We start from the raw sequence: 26,289 nt of genomic DNA, 5'->3' as shown, positions 1-26,289 counted from the left end.
TGATCCCTAACCTAAAATAGATTGATCTGGAACCCGTCCAAAGGTTTTTTCAACAGCAAGCAAAACACCTTGTTCTTGGTCTAAGGAAAAGGACCAGGTTTTACTACCTGGTAACCATTTTCCTTTCAACTTATGTGATTCTTCAATAAAATCTTTATTGTAAGGACAACTGACAATGATTTTTCTTTTCGTTTTGCTAATATACATAGCTACCTCATTCTTTACTAAAGTTTTATCGATAGATTAAAAATCTGTTTTCATCTTCTGCAACATACTGTTCTATTTCAGTTAGTGGAGAATCTAAGTAGTCATACACAGTAATAATTGTATTGTCCGTCCACGCAGTACCAACCATGTCGCTATCTGGAAAGTCCCAAGTTTGATCCGTAAGCCGTTTTGAAATTGACTCAAAAAATAACTTTTGAAGAGATTGGCGAATTTTCCGTTTAAATTCCTTTGAAAAAACTCTCATTGGAGCAAATATGTCTGCAAATATATCTACATTATCACCAGATTTTTCTGATTCATCATTAGACAAAGTAGGGTTTTCATCAGTAGTTAATCGATCCAAAGGAGGAACCTTAAATGGAGAAAGCATCTTGTAAATATTGTGGTACGGATCTTGATCAACACTTGACTTGTTCTTATTGTAACTTAACATTTTCTTCTGAAGAAGTTTGCTACGATCAGGAACGTCCACAACAAATGGTCGACAGTATTCCTATCATAGACGATTTTGAAACTATGATTTTCGAACTTATGTCCCGTTCCACTGAAGTACTTTTGAAAGAAAAAACAATCACTCCTTACTACCTTTTGCGTGCAGCACGTAAAGCAAAAGACAAGTACTTTAGAGCAAAAGATCAGGAACGTCTTACTTTCTTTCAAAAGAAAGTGTTTACTATCGAAAATATTCTCCTTGAGCGAGAAGGTTCATTTCCTCTTTCAATATCTGATAATCTACTGAAGAAAAAAAGAACTCAAGTAAGTAATTTTGGACAATCCCTTAAACAAAACAACAGAGATAAAATGAACACCCTTATTATTCGTCTTTAGCCTTCGTAATATTGACTTATGAGAAAGGACCACAGTTATCATTAGAATAACCGTAGTCCTTTCTTTAATTAGTTTACAGAAGTGATAAATTTATTTTCATCATAATCTATCTGGATCTCTTTCACTTTTAATCTACATTCCAAACTTAGCTTGTGCAATAGATTTTTCCCATGATCCTTATTATCCAAAGTATCCCCATACCGTTTTATTAATTTTGTAATTGCTTCTAAACAGTGAGAAAATGCTTGATCAGAATAATTCTTATAGTAAAAAGTTAGATCAACTTCACTATCGTAAATGTTGTAATAATCAAAAATCGATTGAAAATAGGCATAGTCTGCTTCACTTAATGAATGTCCAAAGAATATTATTTGTTCAATGTTTTTAGGCATTTTTTTAATTTCATTTTTTGCAACTGAGTCTAATTCAATTTTTCTGTACGTTTTACTCAAACGATACGCAAACATATTATCTAAATCAACTTGACTTTCATCGATTCCAAATATAACATTCACATCATTATTCAATGAACCGTGTACATGTTCTAATTCATAAAAACTATCCGAAAGTTCATCAGTATAGTTAAAATTAATAATAAAACCACTTTTCAAGTCACCATCTAAAATATAATTGTAAATTTGTTCCAAATTTTCTTTATAGTATGAACTGCTGGATACCTTATTTTTTAAATAAATCTTGAAAGAATCTTCTATACTATTTATTGAACGTACAAATTCATTATTTATAAGATCACTATAATAAATTATGTCTTTTCCCACTTCTAAACTGCAAGGTAGTAATTTTTTTTTCATTAAGCTACGTACTATTCTATCTTTTATAGCAATATCCGGTTGACTGGTATGTTGTACTTTCCCTGACGCAATTGATATATATTGACGAGACAACTCACTGATATTATATGGGTAATCCTCTGATAAAATATTCAAGATTTCAGATTCAATACCGTTCCATTCTATTGTCTCCCCATTTATTTTAATTGTTGATAATAGGATAAAATCTAGTAAATTATATTCATCAACAGTCTGTTCAGGTACACCTCTAGGATAGTGTTTTTTACCTGTAAAGTATTCTATAATTTTCTCACTGTATCTATCTTTAAAAAAGTCATTATACGTTGACGATAAGTTACAACTCAAATCCATCCCATTTCCGATTACAACAATACTTTTACATTTTTCTTCTATTTTCTGACTTAGACTGGACATACGATAACCCCTTACCAACTTATTTAATCACATTCATTCTAGAAATAAGTGTACCACACTAATCAAGAAATGATCATTGCTGGTTATAGGTATTTTCTAATACATAGTTTTCAATACTCCAGATCCCTACCATGTTCATTTTTGCGCTTGCTTCGCTATTTTCCAATAAGTTTAGATAAGTTGTGTTGGGCTCTTGAACGTACGCTACTCTAGCTAAACCTTCCTTTACCAAAATATCCTGAAGTAGTTCCCCATCAATAAAGATATACGCCAGGTATCTTGGTTCCCAATCAACTTTGTACTTTTCCTTTACATCGCCCTGATCAAACATAATCTCAATAGTTTCTGCAGCTTACAATAATTGTTTTGTACGATCACTTGCTTCTTGGCCGAAAGGCTGCACCGGAGTATTCGGTTTTACCGTTTCTGGCGTATCGATCAGTAAGTATCTGACTTTTATAATTTGATCATTAATAAGAAATTTGCTTGTATCACCATCAATATGCTTATTCAATTGAACGATTAATTTTTGACTTCGAGGGAATTCCTCCTGTTTCGACATTCCGTTTACTATTTGATCAACAGAACCTTCGTTTCATCTATCGTTTCCTGCATTGAGCAACCAGCTAATAACAAAACGGCAGCTGTCATTAAAAACAGCCGCCGCATCCAAACTTTATAATTCATGCATGATATCCTTTCTGAATTGAAATTATTTACAATAAGCATCAACATCGGCCCAAAGTTTTCGGTCAACTGCTTCATCTATACATTCATCACACGTAGTATTCTGCAGCTTAGAGCATTCTTCTTTTTCTGTCCCACAATAAAAGCAGCATGAACACATGTCTTGAAAATTAGTCAACATTTCAGTGTCTTTAGGCGTCCAAAATTGAACATCTGATTCTTCTGAGAGGGTGAATACATTTTCTATACACATGTCTTCAGTACAGACAACGATTCGTAAACTAATTTCTTCATCCATCAAATCTTTGATTAGTTCAGCTGAACTACTACATCACTATGTTTCGGTTTAAACTCTATCCAGTACATATAACCCTCCACACTGTATTTTTAGAATGGGACATCATCATCTGAGATTTCGATTCCTTCTTCTCCAAACCCAAAAGGATGATATTTTGACCGCTTAATTTCAATGTCTAGAAAATAAAGGTTTTGCGTTATTGATTTTGACATCTGTTCTATAATCCGTTCCCCTTTATTGGTAACATAAATATCCTCATAATTGATACTCTTTTCCTGACAAATTTCTTCTACTAGTCTTTTTAACGCTTGTGCTTGGATAACATCATCTTCCAAAATAAAAATACTCATCTTTTTTCAATCCTCGATTAATCGTCATTATACTTAATTATACAAGCTTTTATATAAAAATACAGGTCAATATCGATAAATAAAAACAAAGACAAAAATCCCATAAAGAATTTCTATCTCTGCTTTTTTTTGATAAACTCTAAATATATGACCTCTGTACTTTACAATAATTCACCAAAGCGTCTCACATAGAATTTTTTAACAATCATTACTAAAATCAAGTAACTAACTATGGTTAGACCTAACCAAGCAAAATAGTTTAATGGCAATTCAGCTAAGCCTAAACTTTGACCAAATGCCGTAAATGGTAAAATCGTTCCAATGGCAATTCCTAATGAAGTAATCGTTGTTAAAATAAATGATGCTCGACTTTGTAAAAATGGCATTTTTGGCGTCCGCAATGTATGGATTACCAAGGTTTGCGACCAAAGGGATTCTACAAACCATCCTGCGTGGAAAATCGCAATAAAGGTTGCTTGCTGTGCTGGTGCTAAGTCATGATAATTGCCGCCAACCAATTGAGGACAGATAACAAAATACATTAATAGATATGTCGTAATATCAAAGACTGAGCTAGTAGGTCCTAACCAAGTCATGAACGAACCAATTTTTGAAGCATCCCACTTCTTAGGTTGCTCCAAGTATTCATCATCAACATGATCCCATGGTATCGACATACAAGAAATATCGTAAATCAAATTCAAAAACAGCAATTGTAGCGGTAGCATCGGTAAAAAAGGTAAAAAGATACTAGCAACAACGACTGAAAACATATTACCGAAATTAGAGCTCGCTGTCATTTTGACATATTTCATGATATTCCCAAATGTCGTTCTACCTGCTAACAAGCCTCGTTCCAGAACCATCAAGTCTTTTTCTAGCAAGATGACATCCGCCGATTCCTTTGCAATATCGACAGCCGTATCGACAGAAATGCCTACATCCGATTCTTTCATAGCAGGCGCATCATTGATTCCATCCCCCATAAAACCAACCGTATGCCCTGCTTCTCTTAATACCTGAACAATTCTTGTTTTTTGTTGTGGGGTCAATTTCACAAAAATGTTATATTTTTCAGCAATCGTTTTTAATTCAAAATCGTTCATTCGTGTAATTTCATTTCCAGTGATTAACTCTTCATTGGCTAACCCCACTTGTTTACACACTGATTTTGTTACTAACGCATTGTCGCCAGTCAATACTTTGACACCGACACCATGATTTTTTAGCGCTTCTAAAGCGGCTTTCGTTGTTTCTTTTGGCGGATCAAGAAAAGCAAGGTAGCCAATCAAAACCATTTCATTTTCATCAGAAACAGAGAATTCATCAACCGTCGCAGGATTTGTTTTTTGAGAAACTGCTAATACACGTAGTCCATCTTCATTTAACTCTTCAACTGTTTTTAAAATTTCACTTTTAAGCTCTTCTGTTAACGGTGTGACTGCGCCTTGATAATCAACATAGCCTGAAATTTCTAGCATTTCTTCTACAGCGCCTTTAGTGATCATTTGCGTTTTTCCAGAAGTATCTTCGATTACAACACTCATCCGACGACGTTTAAAATCAAAGGGAATTTCGTCTACTTTACGATACTCAGAAGGATCAATCGACAGTTCTGATTTTGCTGCATCAATGATGGCAACGTCCATTAAATTTTTAAGTCCTGTTTGATAATAACTATTGAAAAAAGCATGACGTAATACACGACTATCTTCTTTCCCATCACAGTCTAAATGATATTCTAGGATAATTTTGTCTTGGGTAAGTGTCCCAGTCTTATCGGTACATAAAATATCGATCGCACCGAAATTTTGAATCGCATTTAAATTCTTTATGATAGTTCCTTTTTTCGCCATACTTGAAGCACCTTTTACAAGATTGGTCGTGACGATCATTGGCAACATTTCCGGCGTTAAACCAACTGCAACTGATAAACCAAAAAGAAAAGCTTCAAACCAATCGCCTTTTGTTAAACCATTGATCAAAAATACTGCAGGTGCCATCACTAACATAAACCGAATCAATAACCATGACGTTTTGCTAATCCCCACTTCAAAATTTGTTTGAGGATTTTTGTCAGAAACATCTTGCGCTACTTTACCGAAAAGCGTACCATCTCCCACTGAGACTACGATTCCTTCCGCGCTACCACTAATGACATTGCTACCCATAAATACGATATTTTCATACTCTGTTTCAACATTGTTTACCTTTAATTTATAGTCTGCTCTTTTTTCTACTGGATAACTCTCACCCGTCATGGCAGATTGAGAAACAAATAAATCTTTAGTTTTCGTTAGTCGTATATCCGCCGGAATCATATCCCCAGCAGATAATTTTACGATATCACCGCAAACAATTTCTTCTATCGGAAGCTCAACTGTCTTCTTCCTACGAACAACAGTTGCAGTAACCTTTACCAAATTATTCAATTTTTCTGCCGCTTGATTTGATTTAACCGATTGAATCAAGGTCATTGTTCCACTGATCAAGACCATTGCTAAAATGATCAAAACACCGACAAGATCACGATCAGCAGGTGCTGCAATCACATAATCAGTAATAAATGAAATGATCGCTAATGTAAGTAATACAATCGTAAAAGGGGTAAAGTACGCTTTGATCACTTCAAGAAACAATGGTGTTTTCTTTCCATGTGTAATAATATTTTCCCCATATTCTTCTCTAGATAGAACAGCTTGTTGATGGGTGAGGCCTCCTTTTGAAGACTTGAAATACGTTATGATATTTTCTATTGAGTTTCTTGCAAAATACTCATAAGATTGATTACTCTTTTTCGTTACTAATACTCTTTTCTCCATTTGTTTCTCCTTCTTTCTAAAGCTCTGATCAATAAAATAATGAACAACTGGCAATAAACAACCACTAATTCAATTTTACTGATTTTGTATTTTTTTAAGGAACGGACTAATGGAAAAAGAGGTGTTGTCATCGGAGGAAACTACTTAACTCTACTAGAAACAAATAGACAATAGTATCCTCATGTTTTTAACAACAGGTTTCTTTTTGCATAAGTCCTTGATCATCTGACTACTGTCATCCATTTGTTTCCATCTCCTTTAGCGTTATATGTTTGATAATTCCAAGTGTTCCAATTCTTTTTTTAGTATAAATTCTTTTTTTAAATTTTTTCAAAGTCACTTGTCCATCTGAATAGGCATGCCCCACACTTTGATAGCCAAAATGATCATAAAAACCCCAAGCTTGCTTACGACCAGTTAAAACTACAGTTTGAAAAGCCATAAGTTCTGCAATTTTTTCAGCAAATTGAAGTAATTTTTTTCCAATGCCGAATCCTTGATAGTCTTCGTTGATGGCCACTTGTTTGATTTGTGCTATTGTTTGGCTCTTTTTTGAAAGAAGTAAGGTTCCTACAACAATCCCATCGATCATCGCTGCTACATGGGTATCCTTTTCTTCATTTAAAGGTAGATCCTTGATCCATTCTTTACCAGCACTTGTTTTTAGCAACTTGTTTCTTAAGTCTATTCCTGCCCAATATTCTTCACTGTTCCAATTTACGATTTTCACCATCACTGTTTTACCATGTTGATTCCTCCGTTCTTTTAATTGTTTAGTTGATTGATTTCAATAACTTCTGAAAACTGAGATAATTCTGAAGTGATCGCATTTACCGCAAGTGTCCCATTTCTTATTGCTTCGATTTCCAAAAATAGTCGTATTTTTTTTCCTGCTAGATCAGTACATGAGAACTTAGTGAAGGTTAAACAATATTTATCTAACAACTGAATAATCTCTGTTCTAAGCATGACCTCACTAGTATTGCTTGCAATAACAGAAAGATAATGGATCGATTCTGTTTGTTCCTCTTCTTTTTGCACGGTATAGTCATCTATTTTGAAAGATAAATTTCTTAGCAAAATATTGACTAGCATTAGAGCAACTGCACAAATAACTCCTTCAATCACAAATCCAGCTCCAATCATGCTGCCAACAGCTGCTGAACACCATAAGGTTGCTGCTGTATTGATACCAGTCACACTAAATCCTTCTCTTAAAATCACTCCTCCAGCAAGAAATCCAATTCCACTGACTACTTGGGCTGCTATTCGAGTCGGACTACTATCGTCTTGGATCAAAGTAGACAATGAAACAAATTGGCAAGCACCAAATGTGACTAAGGTCATCGTTCTCATCCCAGCTAATTTTTTTCGCCATTGCCTTTCTGCACCGATGATCATTCCTGCAAAAATACTTGCGATAATATTGATTAAAAATTCATAGGTTTGCCCCTTTCTTAGATTTGAGGTTAGGTGGAAACTTTTTTCGAGACGAAAACTACATCTCTTTCGCCGTTCTCTAAGTACTGTTCATCATCTGCTCTGGCCTTTAATTCTTTAAGCCCTAACTCTTTGACAGTGATGAGATTGAAACGTGGTGGAGTGATTCAGTATTAAGGTTACTTCTCTCTCTTCGTTCGCCAAGTACTGTTCATCATCTACTCTGTCCTTTGGCCAGTCGTAGTGATTCACAGCAAAAAACCTTCCGCCAAAACTCAGCGGAAGGTCATAAATAAGCGCACAAAAAAAAGCCTGCATGATCTAGTCGTTGAGTTTTGGCACTATACAACGTAAAAAGCAGAGCTTTTAGCTACCTTATGAAAAGCCTTGTAATCGACAATCCCTGTTCTACCCATTGGCATCTCTCGATGTTTTTGGGCAGTAGCCTGTGTTTGTATAGGAGCCTCACCTAACAAATCTATTTAATTATCTTACAGGTGACACTATACCATCCTTATAAAACAACTGTCAACATTTTTTTATTTATTTCAAAAAAATATTTCTAATTTAAGAATAAAAAAACAAACTACCGACGTTACAAAAGAGAACGTCGGTCAACTTATACTTGTTAAATTTTTTCAACTTTGATGACTGCATTTCCAGCTACTTGAGGTGGGATCGACATCGTCATTGCAGGTAATCCAACTAATGTAAATTGAATTTTATCTCCTTTTTTCAACTCATTGCTTGTGATTCCATCCGCGAATTGATCTTTTGATACATTCAGAATAACACCATCATTTTTCATCATACCAATAATTTTTTTAGGATCTTCGATTGCCTCAACTTCCTTTAAAACTAGACGGGTCGAGTGGTCTACAGTTTCATTTTCTTTTGCGTCCTCACCTAAAACTGCTGTAAATATTGATTTTGCTTGTTCATTGTCATTTGATGTTTCATCCGTAGCTTTATTTTGCTTACTACTCATAGCTGTCTCTTCACTTCCCTTTGGCGAATTTTGCTTATTTTTTGCACATGCACCTAAAGAAACCAACGTTAAAATTGTTAGTATTGTTAGTACTCTTTTCTTCATAAGGATCTCCTCCAATACTGATACTTTATTATAAGATATGCTACTACTTTCAGTCCATTACCATCCTCCCCTTAAAAAAGAAAAAAAGCAGGGAGGAAACTCTAAGAGTCACATCCCTGCCTTATATCAGCGGGCGCAAAAGCACCTCAACCATTTCTACGATCATTACCTGACATTGTTATCTCTTGCGCTAAATAACGAATACGTTCCATGATTCGACGGGCCTTCAACGGCTCTTGTTCACCACGTTGCGTCACAGATAAATGTTTTTCTAGGTCTTTTAAATCAAGGTTTGAAGAAAAAAATGTCACTAATTGTTCTTGCATTCGATATTGTAAAATAACGCTTAGCACGTCATCTCGAATCCAAGAAGTCATTGATTCTGCACCAAGGTCATCGATCATTAAAACAGGTGATTTTTTGACTGCATCCAATTTAGGACCGACCATATCTTTACCGATTGCCTGTTTCATTTCGACTGTAAAAGTTGGAAAATGAACAATTGTTGTAACAAAACCACGTTCGGCTAAGCTGTTAGCAATTGCACCTAGCAAAAAGGATTTACCAACCCCAAAGGTTCCTTGTAAATAAAGCCCTTTGTGAAATTCTTTTGGATTTGACGTATACTCGTTTAAAAATTTCATTGTTTCTGCCATCGCTTGAGCACGCCCTTGCGATGCTGTATCAAATCTACTTAAGCTTGCTTCTCGTACATCTTTTGGCATATCCATTGCACGAACTCTTTTACGAATCTCGTCTTCTTTTTGCTTAGCGATCAGCGCTTCTGTCGGCACGTAGGTGACATCAATATAATGGAAATTTAAGGTTAGTTTAGGTTCGTATCCAGGGGCGATCATTGTTGGGTCATTCAACTGATACTTGCGTTTTTCTTGAACAAATTCATATAATTTTGAATAACTCTTCCGAATATCATCATCTGTTAATCGGTCACGATTTTCCTGAATAAACGTTTGGACATCTGTATCTTTCAATACAACCTCAACTAGCTCATTGTATCGCTCATTCATATCTCTGCTTTGAATGATTTTTGACATTTCTTTCCCTACATCTTCCATTAATTGCCACCTCCTTTACTCAAGAAATCTTGAATTTCTTTATCTAGCCTTGCTTGTTCCTCTTTTGATAATTTTTGTTCTTCTACTGGGTTTTCTACCCAATCTGGTAACGTCTCTTGACGAATCGGCCGATTATTTTGACCATAACGTTGTCTTGTTTGTTTTTGTTCCTTGCCTTTTTTAGCGATTTCACGTACATGTTCAATGGCCTTTTCTGGTGAGAAAATACCACTTTGCGCCCATTCATTGGCAATTCGATTCACGTAATCAGCTTTCAGTGTAGGCTGTTTTTGGATATTGTAGACGTAATTGATTAAAACATTGATCACACTGTTAGGCAATCCAGATTTACTCACTAAATATTTGACTAGCGAACGTTCTTGGGGCGTTGTGTACCCACCGCGTTCGTTTTTTAAAGCTTCCAAATAATTTAGAGGGAAATTTTTTTCACTATCCATGATCATTTGAATATCTTGTGTCGAAAAACCGTTCATTTTTAATGAATTATAACGGTACGTTTGTTGATCTTCAGCAGATAAATCAACAGAATCATTTTTTTGAAACTCACTAGTTTTTTGTTTTTTATCTGGGTCATAAGTTCGATAGACCGCTCTTTCAAAGTCTTTGATATCAATCTTGCTTGTATAATAGTCAAATGATTTAGAGCAAAAATCGATCATATCCAATTCAGTGATTCCAAATAAATTGTGAAAAACAAAGACTTCTTCTTTGAATCCATTACTATTATCCGGCAGCTTAATTCCTAATTTTTCGATTCCTTGAAGAAAGTACGACCAGTCAAAACTTTCATTAACTGCACTTACTGTTTGTGCAGGGCGTGGATCGATAAAAGATTGCTCCATTCTGCTTAACTGTTCACTATGAGATAGAATTTGCTCCTCTTTGAAAACATAAGCATCTTTAAATCCAACTGAAACTTCCGCATAACCAGTTAAGTTTACAAATGTTGGTTGAAACCGTTCAAATAATTTGTCTAATTTTCTTTGTCCCACACTATTCAAAAGTGTCAACGACAGAACTTCATCTTTAAAAAAACGTTCAGCAGTTTCAGGGTGATTTAAACGATACATGAAATGCACACCTAACTCAGAATCGTTTTTTGCAAAAGTCGACAACAGTCCAATCCCTTCTAGCTTTTTTCGGGCTGTTTCGATTTGTTTTATACTCATATCCATCATCGTAATCAAATCAGCATGAAAAAGTGATTCACTAGTACCTTTCCCTTCCACTTCCGATAAAAGTGTCAAATATAAACTGAACGCTTCGGCACCAATAATCGGTTGATATAAAAGCGTCAATATCGTTTGTTCTTGATTGGATAATGGATAAGGTACGGCTACTTGAAAAATACTTTTAGGATGGACTTCTTTCCAACTGTCTTTCAAAGAAAGACCTCCTTATTCATTGGTTGTATCTGAATTTGAAGATTTTGCTTTATCCACGATACCTTGCAGTTCTTTTAAGAAGACACTCATATCTTTAAATTGACGATATACACTAGCGAATCGAATATACGCAATTTCATCTAAATTGACTAAATCTTCCATAACATACTCACCAACTAAAGTAGTTGAAACTTCATTTTCACCCAAACTACGAACACGGTTTTCAACATTATCAACGATTTGTTCCATTTGTTCCATGGCCACTGGACGTTTTTCCGCAGACCGAATCAACCCACGTAAAATTTTCTCTCTATTAAATTCTTCCCGATCACCATTTTTCTTGATAACAAGTAGCGGAGCTGCTTCGATTCGCTCGAATGTTGTAAATCGGTAATTACAATTTTCGCATTCTCTACGACGACGAATTGCACGCCCATCATCTGCTTGACGGCTATCAATTACACGGGAATTATTATGATGACATCTTGGACAACGCATAATATTCACCTCATTTTATCTTATGCTATCTATTTATAAAGTTTCGTTTTAATTTACTCTCCATATTATAACATGAAATGCTTCAGAAACCAGACATTAACTGTTACTTCTTAACCATTTTTTTTAGTTTATTCAGATTTCATTTAATAACAATTTTCTAGATTCAAAAAATAACTGAGTAAGATAACAGGCTAAATGTCTTGTCTTGCTCAACTACTCTCTTGTTAAAGTTCTGTTTTGTCTCTCATTCCACACTCCATATTCTTCTGAGCCATATAGCTCCAAACTCGATTTAGAGATAATAGAACGATTGCCTATGAACTATAAAATAGAAAGTAAAGAAACACAATCCATTTATCTCGATTTGCTAAATCGTTTCTGGGAATAGCAAGATATGACAAGGAATAAACGGACTCAATGTTAATGGAGCCTATAAAATAAACGAAAAATCGTTCATTATAAAAATTAGTCAATATACATAGTTATGATTGATTTAAACTCGGTTGAATTTTTTTCAATTAGTTAAATTAACCATTCTTTAATCGCATCACCCCTAATCTTTACCTCATGACTTATCATACTTATCAGACCAACATATTCACCTAAATTAACGCTACTTCTTTTTTCTTTCTATTCTCCATTCCCTTTTTGTTTTTTACATTTCTGTTGTTCAAAAAAGAGAATACAGATTTCAAGATATCGATTATGTTTACCGACACAATATCGTTATTTTAAATTAGATTTTACAAACAGCTTCAAAGTAGGTTGAAATTTATCAAAAACAAAAAAGATGTATAATCAGCAGTTATACATCCTAAACTTTTTTCAATTCATCGTAAAATTTAAATTTCCGAAAAAACAATTATGCATCTTTGTTATACTATAAGAAATTATTTTCTAATACCCAGTCCTTCACTATTTTTTCTGTTTCTTGAATGCTTTTTTGATTATCAAATATTATATCAGCTTTTTCTTTTTTCTTTTCAATTGACAATTGACTATTTACTCGTTGATTCGCTTCAGTTTCAGTTAAATTATCTCGTTTCATCAAACGAATCATCTGAGTTTTTTCAGGTACATAGACAACGGCTACTTTGTCAACAAACGCATCATACCCACCTTCGTATAATAAAGGTATATCCACAACAATCAGCGAAGCTTCATTTTTTTTGGCTGCAATCTGAGATAAAATAGCCTCTTTGAGAAATGGGGATAATAATTCATTTAATTGTGTTCTTTTTTTTTCATCTGAAAAAACAATGTCTCCAAGTTTTTTTCGATCTAATGATCCATCTGAGTATAATACCTCTGAACCAAAAGTAATTGCTATTTTTGTTAATGCCGGAGTTCCTATTTCAACAATTTCCCGAGCGATCACATCGGCATCTACCACAGGAAATCCTAATCCTTTAAATACGTTAACAACCGTACTTTTCCCCGTTGCGATTCCACCAGTCAAACCTAAGACCATTCCCATTGATCAATTCCTCGCTTTCAATGTCTGGCACTTCGGACAAAAATGGGTCCCTCGTTGAGCGACTTTTATTTTCTTAATTGGTGTTGCACATCTTGGACAAGGTTTTTCCGTCTGACCATAGACATTTAATGAGATTTGAAAAGTCCCAGCTTCCCCCAGTGCATTTAAATAACTGCGAATTGTTGTTCCGCCGGCTTCAACAGCACGTCCAAGAACATCAATGATTGCATGATATAGCCTTTCGACTTCTTTAGGTTTTAAAGTATCAGCTGGCTGTTCTGGATGAATTTTTGCTTCCCACAATGCTTCATCTACATAGATATTACCTAGTCCTGTCACTAAACGCTGATCTAATAACAGTGGTTTGATTGCTTTGTGGTGTCTTTTTAACCCAGTACGAAATTCTGATAGTTTAAACGATGCTGGTATCGGTTCAGGACCTAGCGCTAAAATCCCCTTGTATTTTTCTCCTTGATCTTTCGCCACTAACACCATCCGTCCAAATTTCCGAACGTCAAGATATCGTAATTCTGTTCCATCCGTAAAGGTGAAAATCACGTGAGTATGTTTAGTACGTTCTTCTTCCGGATCATGGGTTTCGTATTTTCCTTCCATTCTCAGATGGGATATCATATCGTAATTGGTTAATTTAAAAATCAAAAACTTCCCTCGACGTTCCATTTTTTCGATTTTTTGACCAATCAACTGCTGTGCAAAGATATCCGTTTCTGGTGATTCAATGATTCTCGGCCACAAAATCGTGACTTCTTCAATCGTTTTCCCTACAACTAATTTTTCTAACCCTTTTCTGACTGTTTCAACTTCTGGTAATTCAGGCAACTTTCATCTCTCCTTAGAAGAAAAAGACCGAAACGAACAAATCAAAGATTTAAAAACCTTTTTTTGTTTGGTCAGTCTTTTTCAATTATTTTAATTAATTATTTTGCTTCATACCATGTCTTGCCCCAACTGCTGTCTGTTAACAGCGGTACATGCAGAGCCACAGCATTCTCCATCACATCTTTAACTAATGCATTTAGTTGTTCTAATTCAGATTCAGGCGCTTCAAAAACAAGTTCATCATGTACTTGTAACAACATCGTCGCCTGCATGTTTTCTTCTTTCAATCGCTGTTCCATATTGATCATTGCGATTTTCAAAATATCTGCAGCACTTCCTTGAATAGGTGTATTGATCGCCGTTCGCTCTGCAAACGACCGCAAATTGAAATTACGAGAGTTGATATCTGGTAAGTAACGGCGGCGATTATAAAGCGTTTCTACAAAGCCTTTGTCTTTTGCATCGCGTACGATATCTTCCATATATTTTTTAACTCCTGGGTATTTTTCAAAATAGGTATCAATATATTCTTGCGCTTGTTTTCTAGTAATCCCTAAATTTTGAGACAAACCATAATCACTGATACCATAGACGATCCCAAAGTTGACAGCTTTCGCCTGACGACGCATATTCGGCGTCACATCTTCTGGTTTTTCAATGCCAAATACACGCATTGCTGTACTAGAGTGAATATCTTGTCCTTCAATAAAGGCTTCCTTTAAATGCTGATCATCTGAAATATGTGCTAAAACACGTAATTCGATCTGAGAATAATCGGATGAAAAAATCATCCAATCCTTTTCTCTAGGCACAAAAGCTTGACGAATTTTTCGACCCTCATCTAAACGAATAGGAATATTTTGTAGGTTAGGATCAACCGAACTTAAACGACCAGTTTGTGTCAATGTTTGAACATAGCGTGTATGAATTTTATCATCTGGCTGAATTACTTTTAGTAATCCTTCTACATATGTTGATTGGATCTTGGCAATTTGACGATAAATCAAAATGTCTTCAACAATCGGTGCCTGTTCTTTTAATTGCTCTAATACATCAACAGCTGTTGAATAGCCTGTCTTTGTCTTCTTTATTACAGGTAGACCCATTTTTTCAAATAAAATCACCCCTAGTTGTTTTGGTGAATTTAGATTGAATTCTTCGCCTGCTTCTGCATAAATTTTTTGTTCGATTTCACGAAGTCGATCTGAAAATTCGATACGCATTTCTTTCAATCGATTTGCATCTACACGAATTCCTGTAATTTCCATATCACCTAAGATTTTCGAAAGAGGCAATTCCATCTTATAGAATAAGTCAGCTTGATTTTTTTCAACTAATTCTGCATCTAGTTTTTCAGAAAGGAAATGAATAGCATTGACTTTTCGAGCGAGATGACTGAAAAATGCCTCATCATCTTCTGGTAAACCTTTCTTAGCCCCTTTTCCATAGACTGATTCATCAGAATGGATATCTGTATAACCATAGTGCTGCGCTACTCCTTCGATATCAGCACTATTATCGTTTGTATCTAATAAGTATGCCGCTAATAATACATCGAATGTAATGCCCTGAGTTTTACCAACATAACGGTTAAGCGAGACATATGTGCGCTTTGCATCATATACTATTTTCTTAAATTTATCTGATAACAACCATTCAACAAATGGTTTGCTTTCAAACAGTTCAAGGCTATTTGTCGCATATACTTTGTTCTTCGTTCCCCATGCCACACCTACAATCGGAGAGGTATGATAATTATCTTCTAGCATCTCAACATATAATGCCATATCATCAGTAAACATTTCTTTAGTGAACGTATCTACTACATCAAAATGGACATCTTCAAGTTCAACCGTCTCTTCTTCGACATTTAACTTACTTAACATTTGCTTGAATTCCATTTCTTTATAAAAAGGAATTAATTTCTCTAAATCTTTGCCTTCGTATTTCAACTCATCAATATTGACTTCAACTGGAGAATCAACATTGATCGTTGCTAAACGTTTAGACATAAAAGCTTGTTCTTTGTCGTTGATTAGATTTTCTTTCATTTTGCTTTGCTTCAAGCTATCGATATTTTCATAAACACCTTCGACTGAACCAAATTCTTTTAATAACTTAATTGCGGTCTTCTCACCGATTTTGGTTACGCCAGGAATATTATCTGAAGTATCTCCAGCCAAACCTTTCATATCGATAATCTGATTTGGAGTCAAACCATCATATTTTTCGGCCACATGCTCTGGTGTGTAAGATTCTAGATCACTAACTCCTTTGATCGTGATGTCAACTTTTACTGAATCTGTTGCTAGTTGAGTCAAATCTCGATCTCCTGACAATACAACAACATCAAACTCGTCTTTTGGAACTTTAGTTGCAAGTGTACCAATGATATCGTCCGCCTCATAATTATCTAACTCATAATATTTCACACCTAAACCAGTCAACAACTCTCGAATGTAAGGCATTTGTTCTTTAAATTCTCCCGGTGTTTTTGAACGGCCTGCTTTATATTCAGGATAAAATTCAGTTCTAAAGGTTGTTTTGCCCGCATCAAATGCAACTAAAACATGGGTTGGGTTTTCCTTTGCCATAACGTTTTCAAACATATTGTTAAACGCATAGACGGCATTAGTATGTAATCCATTTTTATTTTTAAAACGCTCTAGTGAATTGTGTAAAGCAAAAAAAGCGCGAAATGCCACACTATTTCCATCAACTAATAATAACTTATTTTTTGTCATCTTTTTTCTCCTCATCTTCAGCAAACTGGTTTCCTTCTTATTCTAACAAAAATCTGCCAACTTTGCAGTAGGAAGGAACTAAAGTTCGTAAAGCTTAATTGAAAACACAAGAAAACCCGCTCTGCACACTCAGAGCGGGTCAATTAGGAGTTCACACAAATGAAATTAGTTCCTAGTAGCTATTGTCTTTCTTCTATGTCCTCATAGTACAAGGAATTTGTGAATATTATATGAACGAAAAATTTCCAAAGTGTAACTTTTTTAGGTACTCTCGTCCTATTCTTATTCTTAAAGATGAGCAATCAGTTAAACAAATTGAAAACCAGATAAAGTTGTTGCTCCAACACTCATCATCACACCCAACACCAACTACAATATTGCACTAGTTATTATAAAAAGAATTCGGAACAAAACTCAAAATAAGCTTCGTTCCGAATTCTAACCTAATAGTGATTATTCAGTTTATTATTGTAATTTATGGTAATATATTGCCCGCAGCACGATAGATTTCATACCACTCTTCTCTACTCAAAACAATATCTGAAGCTTTAGCAATCTCTTTAATCCGCTCTTTATTCATACTCCCAGCTATTACTTGCATTTTTGCAGGATGTCTTAAGATCCATGCCGTTGCTAGACCAGTTGCAGTACAATCATGATGTTCAGCAATTTTGTCTAAAGTATTGTTTAACTCTGAAAATTGTTCATTGCCAATAAAAACGCCCTCAAAGAAACCATATTGATAAGGCGACCAGGCCTGAATCGTCATCTCATTCAAACGAGAATAGTCCAAAATACTGCCATCTCTCTCAATGCTTGCATCATCTGTCATATTTACATGGATACCTTGATCAATCATACCAGTATGTTTGATGCCAAATTGTAATTGATTGGCTAATAATGGTTGTTTTACAGTCTTTTTCAGTAGTTCGATTTGCATTGGTTTTTGATTACTTACACCAAAATGTTTTACTTTCCCTTGCGCTTGTAACTGATCGAAAGCTGCCGCTACTTCTTCTGGCTCCACAAGAGTATCTGGTCGATGAAGTAACAATGCATCAACATAATCCACACCTAATCGTTTCAAGCTACCTTCAAGTGAAGAAACAATATGTTCTTTTGAAAAATCGAACATCCCTTTACGAATACCACATTTTGTCTGAATAATAATATCTTCTCTTTTAATTGCTGTCTCTTTTAAAGCTTTGCCAAAAATCGTTTCGCATTCACCACCGCCATAAATATCTGCATGATCAAAAAAATCTATACCATGCTCATATGCAGTTTCGATAATTTCTGCTGGATTTTTTGCACCATTCATTCTCATACATCCCAAAATAACAGGTGATACTTGTATATCGCTTGTGCCAAATTGAATCTTTTTCACTAGAAAACCTCCTAAAATTGTATTCACAATCTCATTTTAACACATTTGGTTGAAAGGGCTTCATTTTCTAACTTCTTTTAATAATTTTTCAATTTTAAAAAATATTTCTTCAGAAAAATCGTGTTCTATAAGCAGGATTGGCTGTGCGTATTTTTTACTTAATGCTTGATAGACAACAGTGGTTAAAATAATATCAGTATATAAAATTGATTTAGACGTTCTAGCAAAGATAACCATTAGATTGAACTTACTACTAAAAAAATCAGTGATCCTTTTCCCTAACTCAATTTCTTTTTCAAGCGATAAATCAGTCATTAGGCAGATAAATATTCTTTTTTCATTATATACAGGTGAAATAAGTGAACTTAAAATCATAAAATAACGATAACTTAATGCATCTCTTGGTATTTTTTTGTAAATCGAGCATTCCTCAACTAATTCACATAGCCCTTCTTCCACTTTACGCATAAAACTAGGATAGTTCTCTTTTAAAAAAGCTCTGGATTGAATTTTTTCAAATAAAAAACCTGAAATCAGTTCATAATATAAATGAAAGCCTAAAAATGCCACCACACTTGCTTTCGAATGATTAAAATTCTTATCCCAAAATATTTGTTTGAATTTATTTGTAGCAACTAGTGTATTTGAATGACATGTGGTCTTTTTTAAAAAATGCTCTTCAATAATATACGCCTGCATGCTCGAACTAAAGTATGGTAAAAAATGTGCTTGAATAATTAAGTAGAGATAGGATAACTCTTCAAAATCTAAATTTGTAACGGTTCTAACTCTTCCCATTGTTTTTATAAATTTAAAAAAAATGGAGCTATGATTGAGATACTGCTTCCATTCTTTCTTTATACAGATCTTTTTTCCCTTTTTGAAACGCCATGTCGCAATTTGAACAATTCGGAAAAGCGATTCTTTTTGAAGTTCATTAATTTGCATTTGAAAAAATTGGACCAATTGATTGGACAAGTGTTGGCTGTCTCCTTTTTCCAATGGTAAAAATTTATTTTCAGTGCCTTGATAAACAAACCAGTAAAAATGTAAAATCAATGCTCTAATCTGCTCTTCTTCCCCTATAAACTCATATGTTCCTCGCTTCAAATGAATGTCAAATTTTTTCAGCCATTCATTGATCTTTTTCACTCGTCTTCTCAAACTCGACTCACTGATCATCATTTTTTCAGCAAGCTTCTTCGTCTGAATATTCTCTTCTTCTATAATAGCTTTTAAAAAAATAATTTCAGGTACATCACTTAGATACTGCACTAAAAAAGTTTCTAAATATAAATCATTCTCTCTTTTTATATAGAAAAATTTTTTTGAATGACTGCAAATAGCTAAATGCTGATCTAATTGATAACGCTGAAATAACCTCTTCATTTTTTTTATTGACCTTACTATTGTTCTTACGTTAAGCCCTAATTCGCTAGAGATATTCTCCAATGATCTGCTCTTTTCAGAAGACTTAAGTAGATCAAAAAGTCCTAGTAATTTTCTCGATTCAAAATCAAGTATTTCTTTATATTCCATACTATACCGCTTCCCCCTCAAAAATGAACACTCATTATAGCAACTAGAAACAAAAAAAGTAATGAACATGCATAAAAAATATACGCACTATTCATTACTTTTCATTTTTTATTCGTGGATTCTTAAGGTCATAGCGTTTATGGCTACAATCACTGTACTCATGGACATCAAAATTGCACCTACTGCTGGGCTCAATATAATCCCCCAAGGAGCTAGAATACCTGCTGCAAGTGGTATTGCAATAATATTGTACCCTGCACCCCACCATAAATTTTGAATCATTTTAAGTCGTGTCTGTTTAGCTAAATCTAAAAAACGAAGTATATCTTCAGGATTACTATCCGCCAAAACAACATCAGCTGAATCAATTGCAACATCTGTCCCTGCTCCTATCGCAATACCAATTGTTGCTCGAACTAAGCTTGGAGCATCGTTGATACCATCACCAACCATCATCGTTTTTTGACCTTTCTTTACGTAAGTTTGAATTATTTGTTCTTTATCTTCTGGTAATAATTCTCCATAAAACGCATCAATACCTAAATATTGTGCAACAGATTTTGCAGCTTCTTTATTATCACCTGTCAGCATTACAGGTACGATACTTTGTTTTTTTAAATCTGTTATAAATTGTTTTGCCTCTGGTTTCACTACATCACCTAATGCAATCATAGCAACTATTTGGTCATTAATAAGTAAATAGCTTAAAGTATTTCCTTGCTCCTGATACTTCTGTTTCAACGCATGGTCAAAAGAAATATTTAAACGTTCCACTTCTTTTTCATTAACTATTTTAACAGCTTGCCCATTAACGTTTCCATTAAGGCCTATGCCAGAAATAGTATGAAGATTTTCTACTTTGTAAGGAGATATTTTTTCCTCTTTCAAATAGTTCATGATGCCAATTGCTAAGGGATGATTCGCATTGTTTTCTAAAGCACCTATCACTTTTAACGCTTCTTTTGCTGTGATTTCGTGAGTAAACATTTCAAGTCCTGTTACAGTAAATTTTCCTTCAGTTAATGTTCCTGTCTTATCTAACATGATAACTTGGATGTCATTTGCTTGTTCTAATGCATTTCGATTTTTTATTAATAACCCATGTTTTGCTGCAATCGATGTAGAACGTGCGATAACTAAAGGAATAGCTAAACCTAAAGCATGCGGACAAGCAATCACAAAGACTGTGACCATTCGTTCAAAGGCAAGGCTCAAATCTTGATCCACAATCCACCAAACAACAAAAGCCAAAATCCCTGCAGCTAGCGCTATATAAAATAGCCATTTGGCTACTCGATCAGAAAGAGATTCTAGTTTTGATTTTTCCATCTGTGCTTTTTTAACCATATTCATAACTTTGGAAAGATAACCTGATTCACCGATACCAGTTACACTTATTTCAATCGTTCCACTACCATTAACAGAACCTCCGATAACAGTATCCTTCTCTCTCTTTACAACAGCCTTTGACTCACCAGTGACCATCGATTCATCTATTGAGGTATTCCCTTTAATGATTATACCGTCAGCTGGTATTTTGTCTCCTGTTCGAATAACTAAGTGATCATTTTCCTGTATTTGTTCTAATGGGACTTCTTCTTCTTGGCCTTCTTTATTAACTCTTATGACTTTATCAGGTAAAAGTTCAGCCATCTTCTGCAAAGCGTCACTGGCATTAGAAATAGCACTCATTTCAACCCAGTGTCCTAACAGCATAATAACAATCAGTGTTGCAAGTTCCCAGAAAAAATCCATCACATGCCCCTGCGGCATCAGTTTATTCATAATAAATGCATAAATACTATAAAAATAAGAAACAGAAATCCCCATCGCGATCAGGGTCATCATCGCCGGATTTTTTTGGCTAAGTTCCATTTTTGCTCCACTTAAGAAAGGTTGGCCACCATAAAAAAATAAAACAGATGCAAGTATCAAGACCAACCAATCCGAACCTTTAAACGTAAACTGAAAAGGTAAATCAATGCCCATCATTGGTGAAAGAACAATAATTGGTAGCGCAAGTATAAGAGACAGCCAAAATTTTTTCTTAAAGTTCTCCATATGCATAGAATGATCCATATTATTCATTTGATCATGACCATTCATTGAGTGATGCTCCATTGTTCCCATCGTATGATTTTTTTGAGTAGCATGCTTACTTTCATTGCTGTTCACTAAAATTCCTTCTTTCTTTGTATACGTTTTATTTCTATAATATCCGTACTCTAGAACAACCTTTGAAGAAGAAAATGACATCCTTATTAAAAGCATAGCACAACCTATCTTTTGGGAAAAATAAAGTCTCTCAAGTTATAAAAGCATTTTTTTGCGTATCTTACAATTGAACCCTTTTCAATGCCAAGTGTAACTCTTTAAAAGCCACAGTGCATAATCTCTTTTTTCTTTGATTCTAGCGTATTTTAAGCGCCCTGTGTCTTTGATATATCTAAATAGATTCTTCTCTGACTCTTGCTTTATTGCTGCATACATCCGTTTGATCGCATTTCGATTTGCTTTATATTTTTTTCGGTTTCCTCCAGTAAACCCATAAAATATATCAATCCCTTCAGATTCTTTAGTCAGAGGTGAATGAAGGAATAATTCGTTTTGAGCTTTTTTTAATTTTTTTAGTAGTTCTTCTGTTACGTCCTTGTCAAAATTTTGTTTTATAATCATTTTACAAAGTCTTGTATATTCAATCTTGGCGACATGATTGTAAACATGACCTGCGTAATCTAAACCTTTATACAAGATATTCGCACTGAAAGACATATTCACCAATAGTCTGTACTGATGCACACAACTATCTTCTAGTTTTTGTTTGTTTTCCTGATACGGAACTTCTCTGTTCAATTTTTCCAAAAATTGATACAAAAGATGATTTTTCTGTTCTTCAACTCTAGCTATTTTTTTCATTCACACTCTTCCTCCCTAAAAATGAATAATTTTCGGCATCTCAATTTCAATATAATAGTAAATAAATGTTCTATTTATACTTAGTTTTTAATCCGTTTGATGATAAACATCTCACAAATCAATTAAATTTATTATTAAGTTTTTAAAGTATAAGTACATTTATATTGAAAAAGAATGCCGGTTAAAAGAAACAAACCAACTGAATAAATTTCGGTATAAAAATAATAGCATTTAAATAGAGATATTACAAGAACAAAATGAAAAAAAAACGGTACACCCATTCTTGAAATAATGATATAGTAGAGGAAAGAGTTTTAGTTAGCGTCACGAGTTGATCTTTCAATAAAGATCATGCATGAATAAACCAAAAAAGGATCACAGTCATACTTTTCCACTTTTAGTCAAAACAAAATCAGTTCGTTCAAGCTTTTATGATTAAGGAGGTATTATTTTGGAATTAGATTTAAACGCGGCGGGAAAACGGATCAAAGAAATTAGAAATCAACACAAATATTCAATGGCTCTTTTTGCAAATCTAGTTGGAAATTCAAGTGCTAGTACAGTTAACAATTGGGAAAAAGGAAATAATTTACCTAAACAAGAACGACTGGAAAAAATAGCAATTCTTGGTAATACAACTGCTGACTGGATTCGCTATGGAGATTTCATCGAATATGTCAGGAAACTATTAACTGAAGCAGGTTTGCGTAAAGATCTTGATCCTGAGCAGCTTGAATATTTAATCGGTACACTAGAGAAACGTAAAATTACTTATGCTCAAGATTTGTTAATATTAACTACTGCAAATGAGTTATTTCCAGAATTATTTGAAACAAACTATCAATTAGAACGTTCAAAGCAACCACTATTAATTGCCGAAGATTTTGCTGTGTATAAGATTGAACAAGACGATCGCTATAGGAATGACTTTTTACCCATACTAGAGGAGTTATTAGCTGATTCCACCCAAAAAGAAATAAATGCCTCTGTCCTATTTCTAGTATGCAATATATTAAAACGCACTGAATCAAGTAAAAATTTTCTATCGATTCCTCAACTCTTTAATTTATTGTCAGAAGTTGTGACTAACGATATATCCTATAGAAATGAAATAGGATCCAAAGTAGTTGATTATACTGATCTTACTAAAGTAAAGATCAAAGGAAAACCCTTGTCTGAGAAAACAGTGAAGAAAAAGCATTCCAAAATAAAAAAAGATTTCCTTGATTTACTGGATGAATTTCATGCAGAATACAACGATATGTAGCATTTATATAGTCTAAAATATGTTATAAATGACTATTACAACTAATTTCTGTTATTAATAGTAAATGTCATATATTACAATTAGATGATACCTTTGTTGCCAGATTTTAAATTTCAGCGTTCTCTATTAATCTTGCTCTTTAAACATGATTATTCTCTAAAGATTATGGTATACTTTATCTTGTGTTATTAAAGAATGATAATGGTGATTTTTTTAATCCCCTGTTTAAAATGATAAATAAAAAGCGAGGAACATCACTTGAAGAAAAAACTACTGATTACACTTTCATTTATTTTACTAGTAAACGTTGCACCACTGGGCGTGTTAGCGGATGATCTTGATCAAAAAATCGAAAATCAAACGAAAAAAATAGAAGATATCGTAAAAAACGAGAAGGACGCTAAAGATTACTTAGCAACTTTAGAAAATGAAATCGCAACAATCGAAACAGAATATCAAACTGTTCTCTCTGAGAAACAAAAACATGAAAAAGAAATGAATAAATTAAACACTGATATTGCGAATTTAGAAACTAAAATAAAAAAACGAAATGAACAGTTACGCGCTCAAGCAAGAAATACTCAAACAAATCATGAACAAGAATCTATGCTAACTGTTTTACTAAGTGCTGAATCGATTTCTGATGCTATTTCAAAAGCCTTAGCTGTCAATACATTAGTTACCGCTAATAATGATATTCTAACTGCTCAAAAAAATGACAAAAAAGATCTTGACGCACTGAAAGTATCTCTGACAGAAACATTAGCAACACTTGAAAAGAAAACGGCTGAACTTGAAGAAAAAGAAGCAGCTTTGGCAGAGGCAAAACTTGAACAGAATGTTAAAATCAATGAAATTGCTGCTAATCTTGCAACAGAAACGGCTGAAAAAGACAAGTTCGTTAAACAAAAAGAAGAAGCTATCAAGAAAAAAGAAGCCCAATTAAAAGCGATTGCTGAAGAAAAGAAAAAAGAAGCAGATGCCAAAGCTTTAGCTGAAAAGCAAGCGAAAGAACAAGCTAAAATCAAACCAACAGCCACTACTACTACTCAAACAACAGAAAAGGAACAGCCAGCAAGTGTGCCTGATACTTCAGCAGATACTGGTAGCAATGATGTTTCTGATAATACACAACAAGCTCCTACTCCTCCACCAGCTTCTTCTGGCGGATGGTCTGCTCCTGTAGCAAGTATGAACATCACGAGTGGATTTGGCGGTCGTGAAGATCCTACTGGGATTTCTGGCAGTTTCCATGATGGCATCGATTTTGGTGGCGCAAGTGGTACACCAATCATGGCTGCTCGTTCAGGCGAAGTCGTTAGTGCAAATTATAGTGGTATGGCAGGAAATCATGTTGTAATCAAACATGACAATGGCTATTATTCCTATTATTTACACATGAGTAGCTTAAGTGTCGCAGCAGGACAAAGTGTTAGTGCTGGACAAACTTTAGGGGGCATGGGAACTACTGGAAATTCTACCGGTGTTCACCTACACTTCAGTATTTCAACAGGATTATGGAGTGGTTTTGTTAATCCCGCACCTTTCCTTGGCTTATAAGCAATCAAAAAAGATAAGAACCCAGTCTGATTCTGGTTTCTTATCTTTTTTTGATTTAATTCGACTCTAACACATGCTTTCCATCGATTCGTTTAACCTCTGCCAATGAACGTGCTATAATGAAGTTAGATAAAGAAAGGTGCTGATTACAATGATCAATAACTACTCAAATATCTTAGTCGCTCTGGATGGATCAAAAAACTCTGAGCTAGCTTTAAAACATGGTGTTGCTATTGCAAAAGAAAAAGATGCTACCTTATATTTATTATCTGTTGTTGACGAAAATGCAATCAGCCATAGCTCTTATGCTTATTCAAAAGTATTGGCTGAAGAAAAAGAAGCTATCGAAAAGGAACTATTAAAAAATATTTATTATGCCACTGAACAAGGTTTAGAAGATGTGATTCCAATTGTTGAAATTGGTAATCCAAAGGAAATGATTTCTACAATAGTACCCACAAATCAAGCAATTGATTTAATTATCGTTGGAGCTACTGGTAAAGGGATGATCCAATCGAATCAACTAGGTACTACGACAAGTTATGTTGTGCAATCTGCTCCTTGTAATGTCCTTGTTGTGAAATAAGTTTTTATTTGTTTATAACAA

General features: G+C 34.4%; 23 protein-coding genes, 1 pseudogene and 1 riboswitch. Of the genes and pseudogenes, 4 read left to right on the top strand and 20 right to left on the bottom strand.

Going from position 1 to position 26,289, the window contains the following annotated elements; genetic code table 11:
- Positions 1-6 precede the first annotated feature (6 nt).
- On the bottom strand, positions 7-207 hold the full coding sequence (locus tag AC4BB7_RS07475) for a hypothetical protein (RefSeq protein ID WP_490484934.1): 201 nt from the start codon (positions 205-207) through the stop codon (positions 7-9).
- 25 nt (positions 208-232) lie between these two features.
- Positions 233-571, bottom strand: coding sequence for a hypothetical protein (locus AC4BB7_RS07470; protein WP_490484933.1), 339 nt, complete (start codon positions 569-571; stop codon positions 233-235).
- 14 nt (positions 572-585) lie between these two features.
- Between AC4BB7_RS07470 and AC4BB7_RS07465 the strand changes: the two genes are divergently transcribed.
- The gene (locus tag AC4BB7_RS07465; RefSeq protein ID WP_490484932.1) at positions 586-1,056 is read left to right on the top strand and encodes a hypothetical protein; all 471 of its coding nucleotides are present in this window, start codon (positions 586-588) and stop codon (positions 1,054-1,056) included.
- Between the two features lie 68 nt (positions 1,057-1,124).
- Here AC4BB7_RS07465 and AC4BB7_RS07460 read toward each other — a convergent pair whose 3' ends face one another.
- The 18 genes and pseudogenes from AC4BB7_RS07460 to AC4BB7_RS07375 form a co-directional block, all read right to left on the bottom strand.
- On the bottom strand, positions 1,125-2,282 hold the full coding sequence (locus tag AC4BB7_RS07460; protein ID WP_490484931.1) for an AbiH family protein: 1,158 nt from the start codon (positions 2,280-2,282) through the stop codon (positions 1,125-1,127).
- Positions 2,283-2,355: 73 nt separating this feature from the next.
- Positions 2,356-2,844: pseudogene (locus AC4BB7_RS07455) on the bottom strand (thermonuclease family protein).
- Between the two features lie 8 nt (positions 2,845-2,852).
- Positions 2,853-3,047, bottom strand: a complete 195-nt coding sequence (locus AC4BB7_RS07450; RefSeq protein ID WP_490484930.1) for a hypothetical protein — start codon at positions 3,045-3,047, stop codon at positions 2,853-2,855.
- A gap of 309 nt (positions 3,048-3,356) precedes the next feature.
- Complete coding sequence (locus tag AC4BB7_RS07445; RefSeq protein ID WP_490484929.1) at positions 3,357-3,617, bottom strand: response regulator; 261 nt, start codon at positions 3,615-3,617, stop codon at positions 3,357-3,359.
- A gap of 161 nt (positions 3,618-3,778) precedes the next feature.
- Entirely contained in the window at positions 3,779-6,439 is a 2,661-nt protein-coding gene (gene mgtA, locus AC4BB7_RS07440; RefSeq protein ID WP_490484928.1) for a magnesium-translocating P-type ATPase, read from the bottom strand.
- A gap of 235 nt (positions 6,440-6,674) precedes the next feature.
- Positions 6,675-7,172 carry a GNAT family N-acetyltransferase gene (locus AC4BB7_RS07435; protein WP_490484927.1) on the bottom strand — a complete coding sequence of 166 codons (498 nt, stop codon included), beginning with the start codon at positions 7,170-7,172 and terminating at the stop codon, positions 6,675-6,677.
- Between the two features lie 32 nt (positions 7,173-7,204).
- The gene (locus AC4BB7_RS07430) at positions 7,205-7,852 is read right to left on the bottom strand and encodes an MgtC/SapB family protein (RefSeq protein WP_490485129.1); all 648 of its coding nucleotides are present in this window, start codon (positions 7,850-7,852) and stop codon (positions 7,205-7,207) included.
- A 340-nt stretch (positions 7,853-8,192) separates the two neighbouring features.
- Positions 8,193-8,363: riboswitch (M-box (ykoK) riboswitch) on the bottom strand.
- A 144-nt stretch (positions 8,364-8,507) separates the two neighbouring features.
- Entirely contained in the window at positions 8,508-8,972 is a 465-nt protein-coding gene (locus AC4BB7_RS07425; protein ID WP_490484926.1) for a hypothetical protein, read from the bottom strand.
- 146 nt (positions 8,973-9,118) lie between these two features.
- Entirely contained in the window at positions 9,119-10,048 is a 930-nt protein-coding gene (gene dnaI, locus AC4BB7_RS07420) for a primosomal protein DnaI (protein ID WP_490484925.1), read from the bottom strand.
- Positions 10,048-11,454 carry a replication initiation and membrane attachment family protein gene (locus tag AC4BB7_RS07415; RefSeq protein WP_490484924.1) on the bottom strand — a complete coding sequence of 469 codons (1,407 nt, stop codon included), beginning with the start codon at positions 11,452-11,454 and terminating at the stop codon, positions 10,048-10,050. The genes dnaI and AC4BB7_RS07415 overlap by 1 nt, the downstream gene beginning before the upstream one ends.
- 12 nt (positions 11,455-11,466) lie before the next feature.
- On the bottom strand, positions 11,467-11,952 hold the full coding sequence (gene nrdR / locus AC4BB7_RS07410; RefSeq protein ID WP_025868683.1) for a transcriptional regulator NrdR: 486 nt from the start codon (positions 11,950-11,952) through the stop codon (positions 11,467-11,469).
- Positions 11,953-12,832: 880 nt separating this feature from the next.
- Entirely contained in the window at positions 12,833-13,429 is a 597-nt protein-coding gene (coaE, locus tag AC4BB7_RS07405) for a dephospho-CoA kinase (protein WP_490484923.1), read from the bottom strand.
- A 3-nt stretch (positions 13,430-13,432) separates the two neighbouring features.
- On the bottom strand, positions 13,433-14,269 hold the full coding sequence (mutM, locus tag AC4BB7_RS07400) for a DNA-formamidopyrimidine glycosylase (RefSeq protein ID WP_490484922.1): 837 nt from the start codon (positions 14,267-14,269) through the stop codon (positions 13,433-13,435).
- A gap of 98 nt (positions 14,270-14,367) precedes the next feature.
- Positions 14,368-17,013, bottom strand: a complete 2,646-nt coding sequence (polA, locus tag AC4BB7_RS07395) for a DNA polymerase I (protein WP_490484921.1) — start codon at positions 17,011-17,013, stop codon at positions 14,368-14,370.
- A 475-nt stretch (positions 17,014-17,488) separates the two neighbouring features.
- Positions 17,489-18,400 (bottom strand): aldo/keto reductase, encoded by a 912-nt coding sequence (locus AC4BB7_RS07390; RefSeq protein WP_490484920.1) that lies wholly within the window; start codon positions 18,398-18,400, stop codon positions 17,489-17,491.
- 60 nt (positions 18,401-18,460) lie between these two features.
- Complete coding sequence (locus AC4BB7_RS07385) at positions 18,461-19,939, bottom strand: helix-turn-helix domain-containing protein (protein ID WP_490484919.1); 1,479 nt, start codon at positions 19,937-19,939, stop codon at positions 18,461-18,463.
- Between the two features lie 108 nt (positions 19,940-20,047).
- Complete coding sequence (locus AC4BB7_RS07380) at positions 20,048-22,069, bottom strand: heavy metal translocating P-type ATPase (RefSeq protein WP_490485128.1); 2,022 nt, start codon at positions 22,067-22,069, stop codon at positions 20,048-20,050.
- A 222-nt stretch (positions 22,070-22,291) separates the two neighbouring features.
- Positions 22,292-22,855 (bottom strand): hypothetical protein, encoded by a 564-nt coding sequence (locus tag AC4BB7_RS07375; RefSeq protein WP_490484918.1) that lies wholly within the window; start codon positions 22,853-22,855, stop codon positions 22,292-22,294.
- A gap of 451 nt (positions 22,856-23,306) precedes the next feature.
- Here AC4BB7_RS07375 and AC4BB7_RS07370 point away from each other — a divergent pair, with 451 nt between their 5' ends.
- The 3 genes from AC4BB7_RS07370 (at position 23,307) to AC4BB7_RS07360 (ending at position 26,268) form a co-directional block, all read left to right on the top strand.
- Positions 23,307-24,122 (top strand): helix-turn-helix domain-containing protein, encoded by an 816-nt coding sequence (locus AC4BB7_RS07370; protein WP_490484917.1) that lies wholly within the window; start codon positions 23,307-23,309, stop codon positions 24,120-24,122.
- A gap of 258 nt (positions 24,123-24,380) precedes the next feature.
- On the top strand, positions 24,381-25,682 hold the full coding sequence (locus AC4BB7_RS07365; RefSeq protein ID WP_490484916.1) for a murein hydrolase activator EnvC family protein: 1,302 nt from the start codon (positions 24,381-24,383) through the stop codon (positions 25,680-25,682).
- 151 nt (positions 25,683-25,833) lie between these two features.
- The gene (locus tag AC4BB7_RS07360) at positions 25,834-26,268 is read left to right on the top strand and encodes a universal stress protein (RefSeq protein ID WP_086312785.1); all 435 of its coding nucleotides are present in this window, start codon (positions 25,834-25,836) and stop codon (positions 26,266-26,268) included.
- Positions 26,269-26,289: the final 21 nt, after the last annotated feature.

It is taken from the genome of Enterococcus sp. AAFC-DPL-5182 (assembly GCF_058216605.1).
Note: the sequence above shows the minus strand (reverse complement) of the source record. Positions and strands in the feature narration are given on the sequence as shown.

What these genes read in the sequence shown, in the direction of transcription:
- AC4BB7_RS07475 (WP_490484934.1), bottom strand. Translation starts at nt 207, where the DNA reads ATGTATATTAGCAAAACGAAAAGAAAAATCATTGTCAGTTGTCCTTAC.
- AC4BB7_RS07465 (WP_490484932.1), top strand. Translation starts at nt 586, where the DNA reads ATGGAGAAAGCATCTTGTAAATATTGTGGTACGGATCTTGATCAACAC.
- AC4BB7_RS07460 (WP_490484931.1), bottom strand. Translation starts at nt 2,282, where the DNA reads ATGTCCAGTCTAAGTCAGAAAATAGAAGAAAAATGTAAAAGTATTGTT.
- AC4BB7_RS07450 (WP_490484930.1), bottom strand. Translation starts at nt 3,047, where the DNA reads ATGAAGCAGTTGACCGAAAACTTTGGGCCGATGTTGATGCTTATTGTA.
- AC4BB7_RS07445 (WP_490484929.1), bottom strand. Translation starts at nt 3,617, where the DNA reads ATGAGTATTTTTATTTTGGAAGATGATGTTATCCAAGCACAAGCGTTA.
- mgtA (WP_490484928.1), bottom strand. Translation starts at nt 6,439, where the DNA reads ATGGAGAAAAGAGTATTAGTAACGAAAAAGAGTAATCAATCTTATGAG.
- AC4BB7_RS07435 (WP_490484927.1), bottom strand. Translation starts at nt 7,172, where the DNA reads ATGGTGAAAATCGTAAATTGGAACAGTGAAGAATATTGGGCAGGAATA.
- AC4BB7_RS07425 (WP_490484926.1), bottom strand. Translation starts at nt 8,972, where the DNA reads ATGAAGAAAAGAGTACTAACAATACTAACAATTTTAACGTTGGTTTCT.
- dnaI (WP_490484925.1), bottom strand. Translation starts at nt 10,048, where the DNA reads ATGGAAGATGTAGGGAAAGAAATGTCAAAAATCATTCAAAGCAGAGAT.
- nrdR (WP_025868683.1), bottom strand. Translation starts at nt 11,952, where the DNA reads ATGCGTTGTCCAAGATGTCATCATAATAATTCCCGTGTAATTGATAGC.
- coaE (WP_490484923.1), bottom strand. Translation starts at nt 13,429, where the DNA reads ATGGGAATGGTCTTAGGTTTGACTGGTGGAATCGCAACGGGGAAAAGT.
- polA (WP_490484921.1), bottom strand. Translation starts at nt 17,013, where the DNA reads ATGACAAAAAATAAGTTATTATTAGTTGATGGAAATAGTGTGGCATTT.
- AC4BB7_RS07385 (WP_490484919.1), bottom strand. Translation starts at nt 19,939, where the DNA reads ATGGAATATAAAGAAATACTTGATTTTGAATCGAGAAAATTACTAGGA.
- AC4BB7_RS07380 (WP_490485128.1), bottom strand. Translation starts at nt 22,069, where the DNA reads ATGGGAACAATGGAGCATCACTCAATGAATGGTCATGATCAAATGAAT.
- AC4BB7_RS07375 (WP_490484918.1), bottom strand. Translation starts at nt 22,855, where the DNA reads ATGAAAAAAATAGCTAGAGTTGAAGAACAGAAAAATCATCTTTTGTAT.
- AC4BB7_RS07360 (WP_086312785.1), top strand. Translation starts at nt 25,834, where the DNA reads ATGATCAATAACTACTCAAATATCTTAGTCGCTCTGGATGGATCAAAA.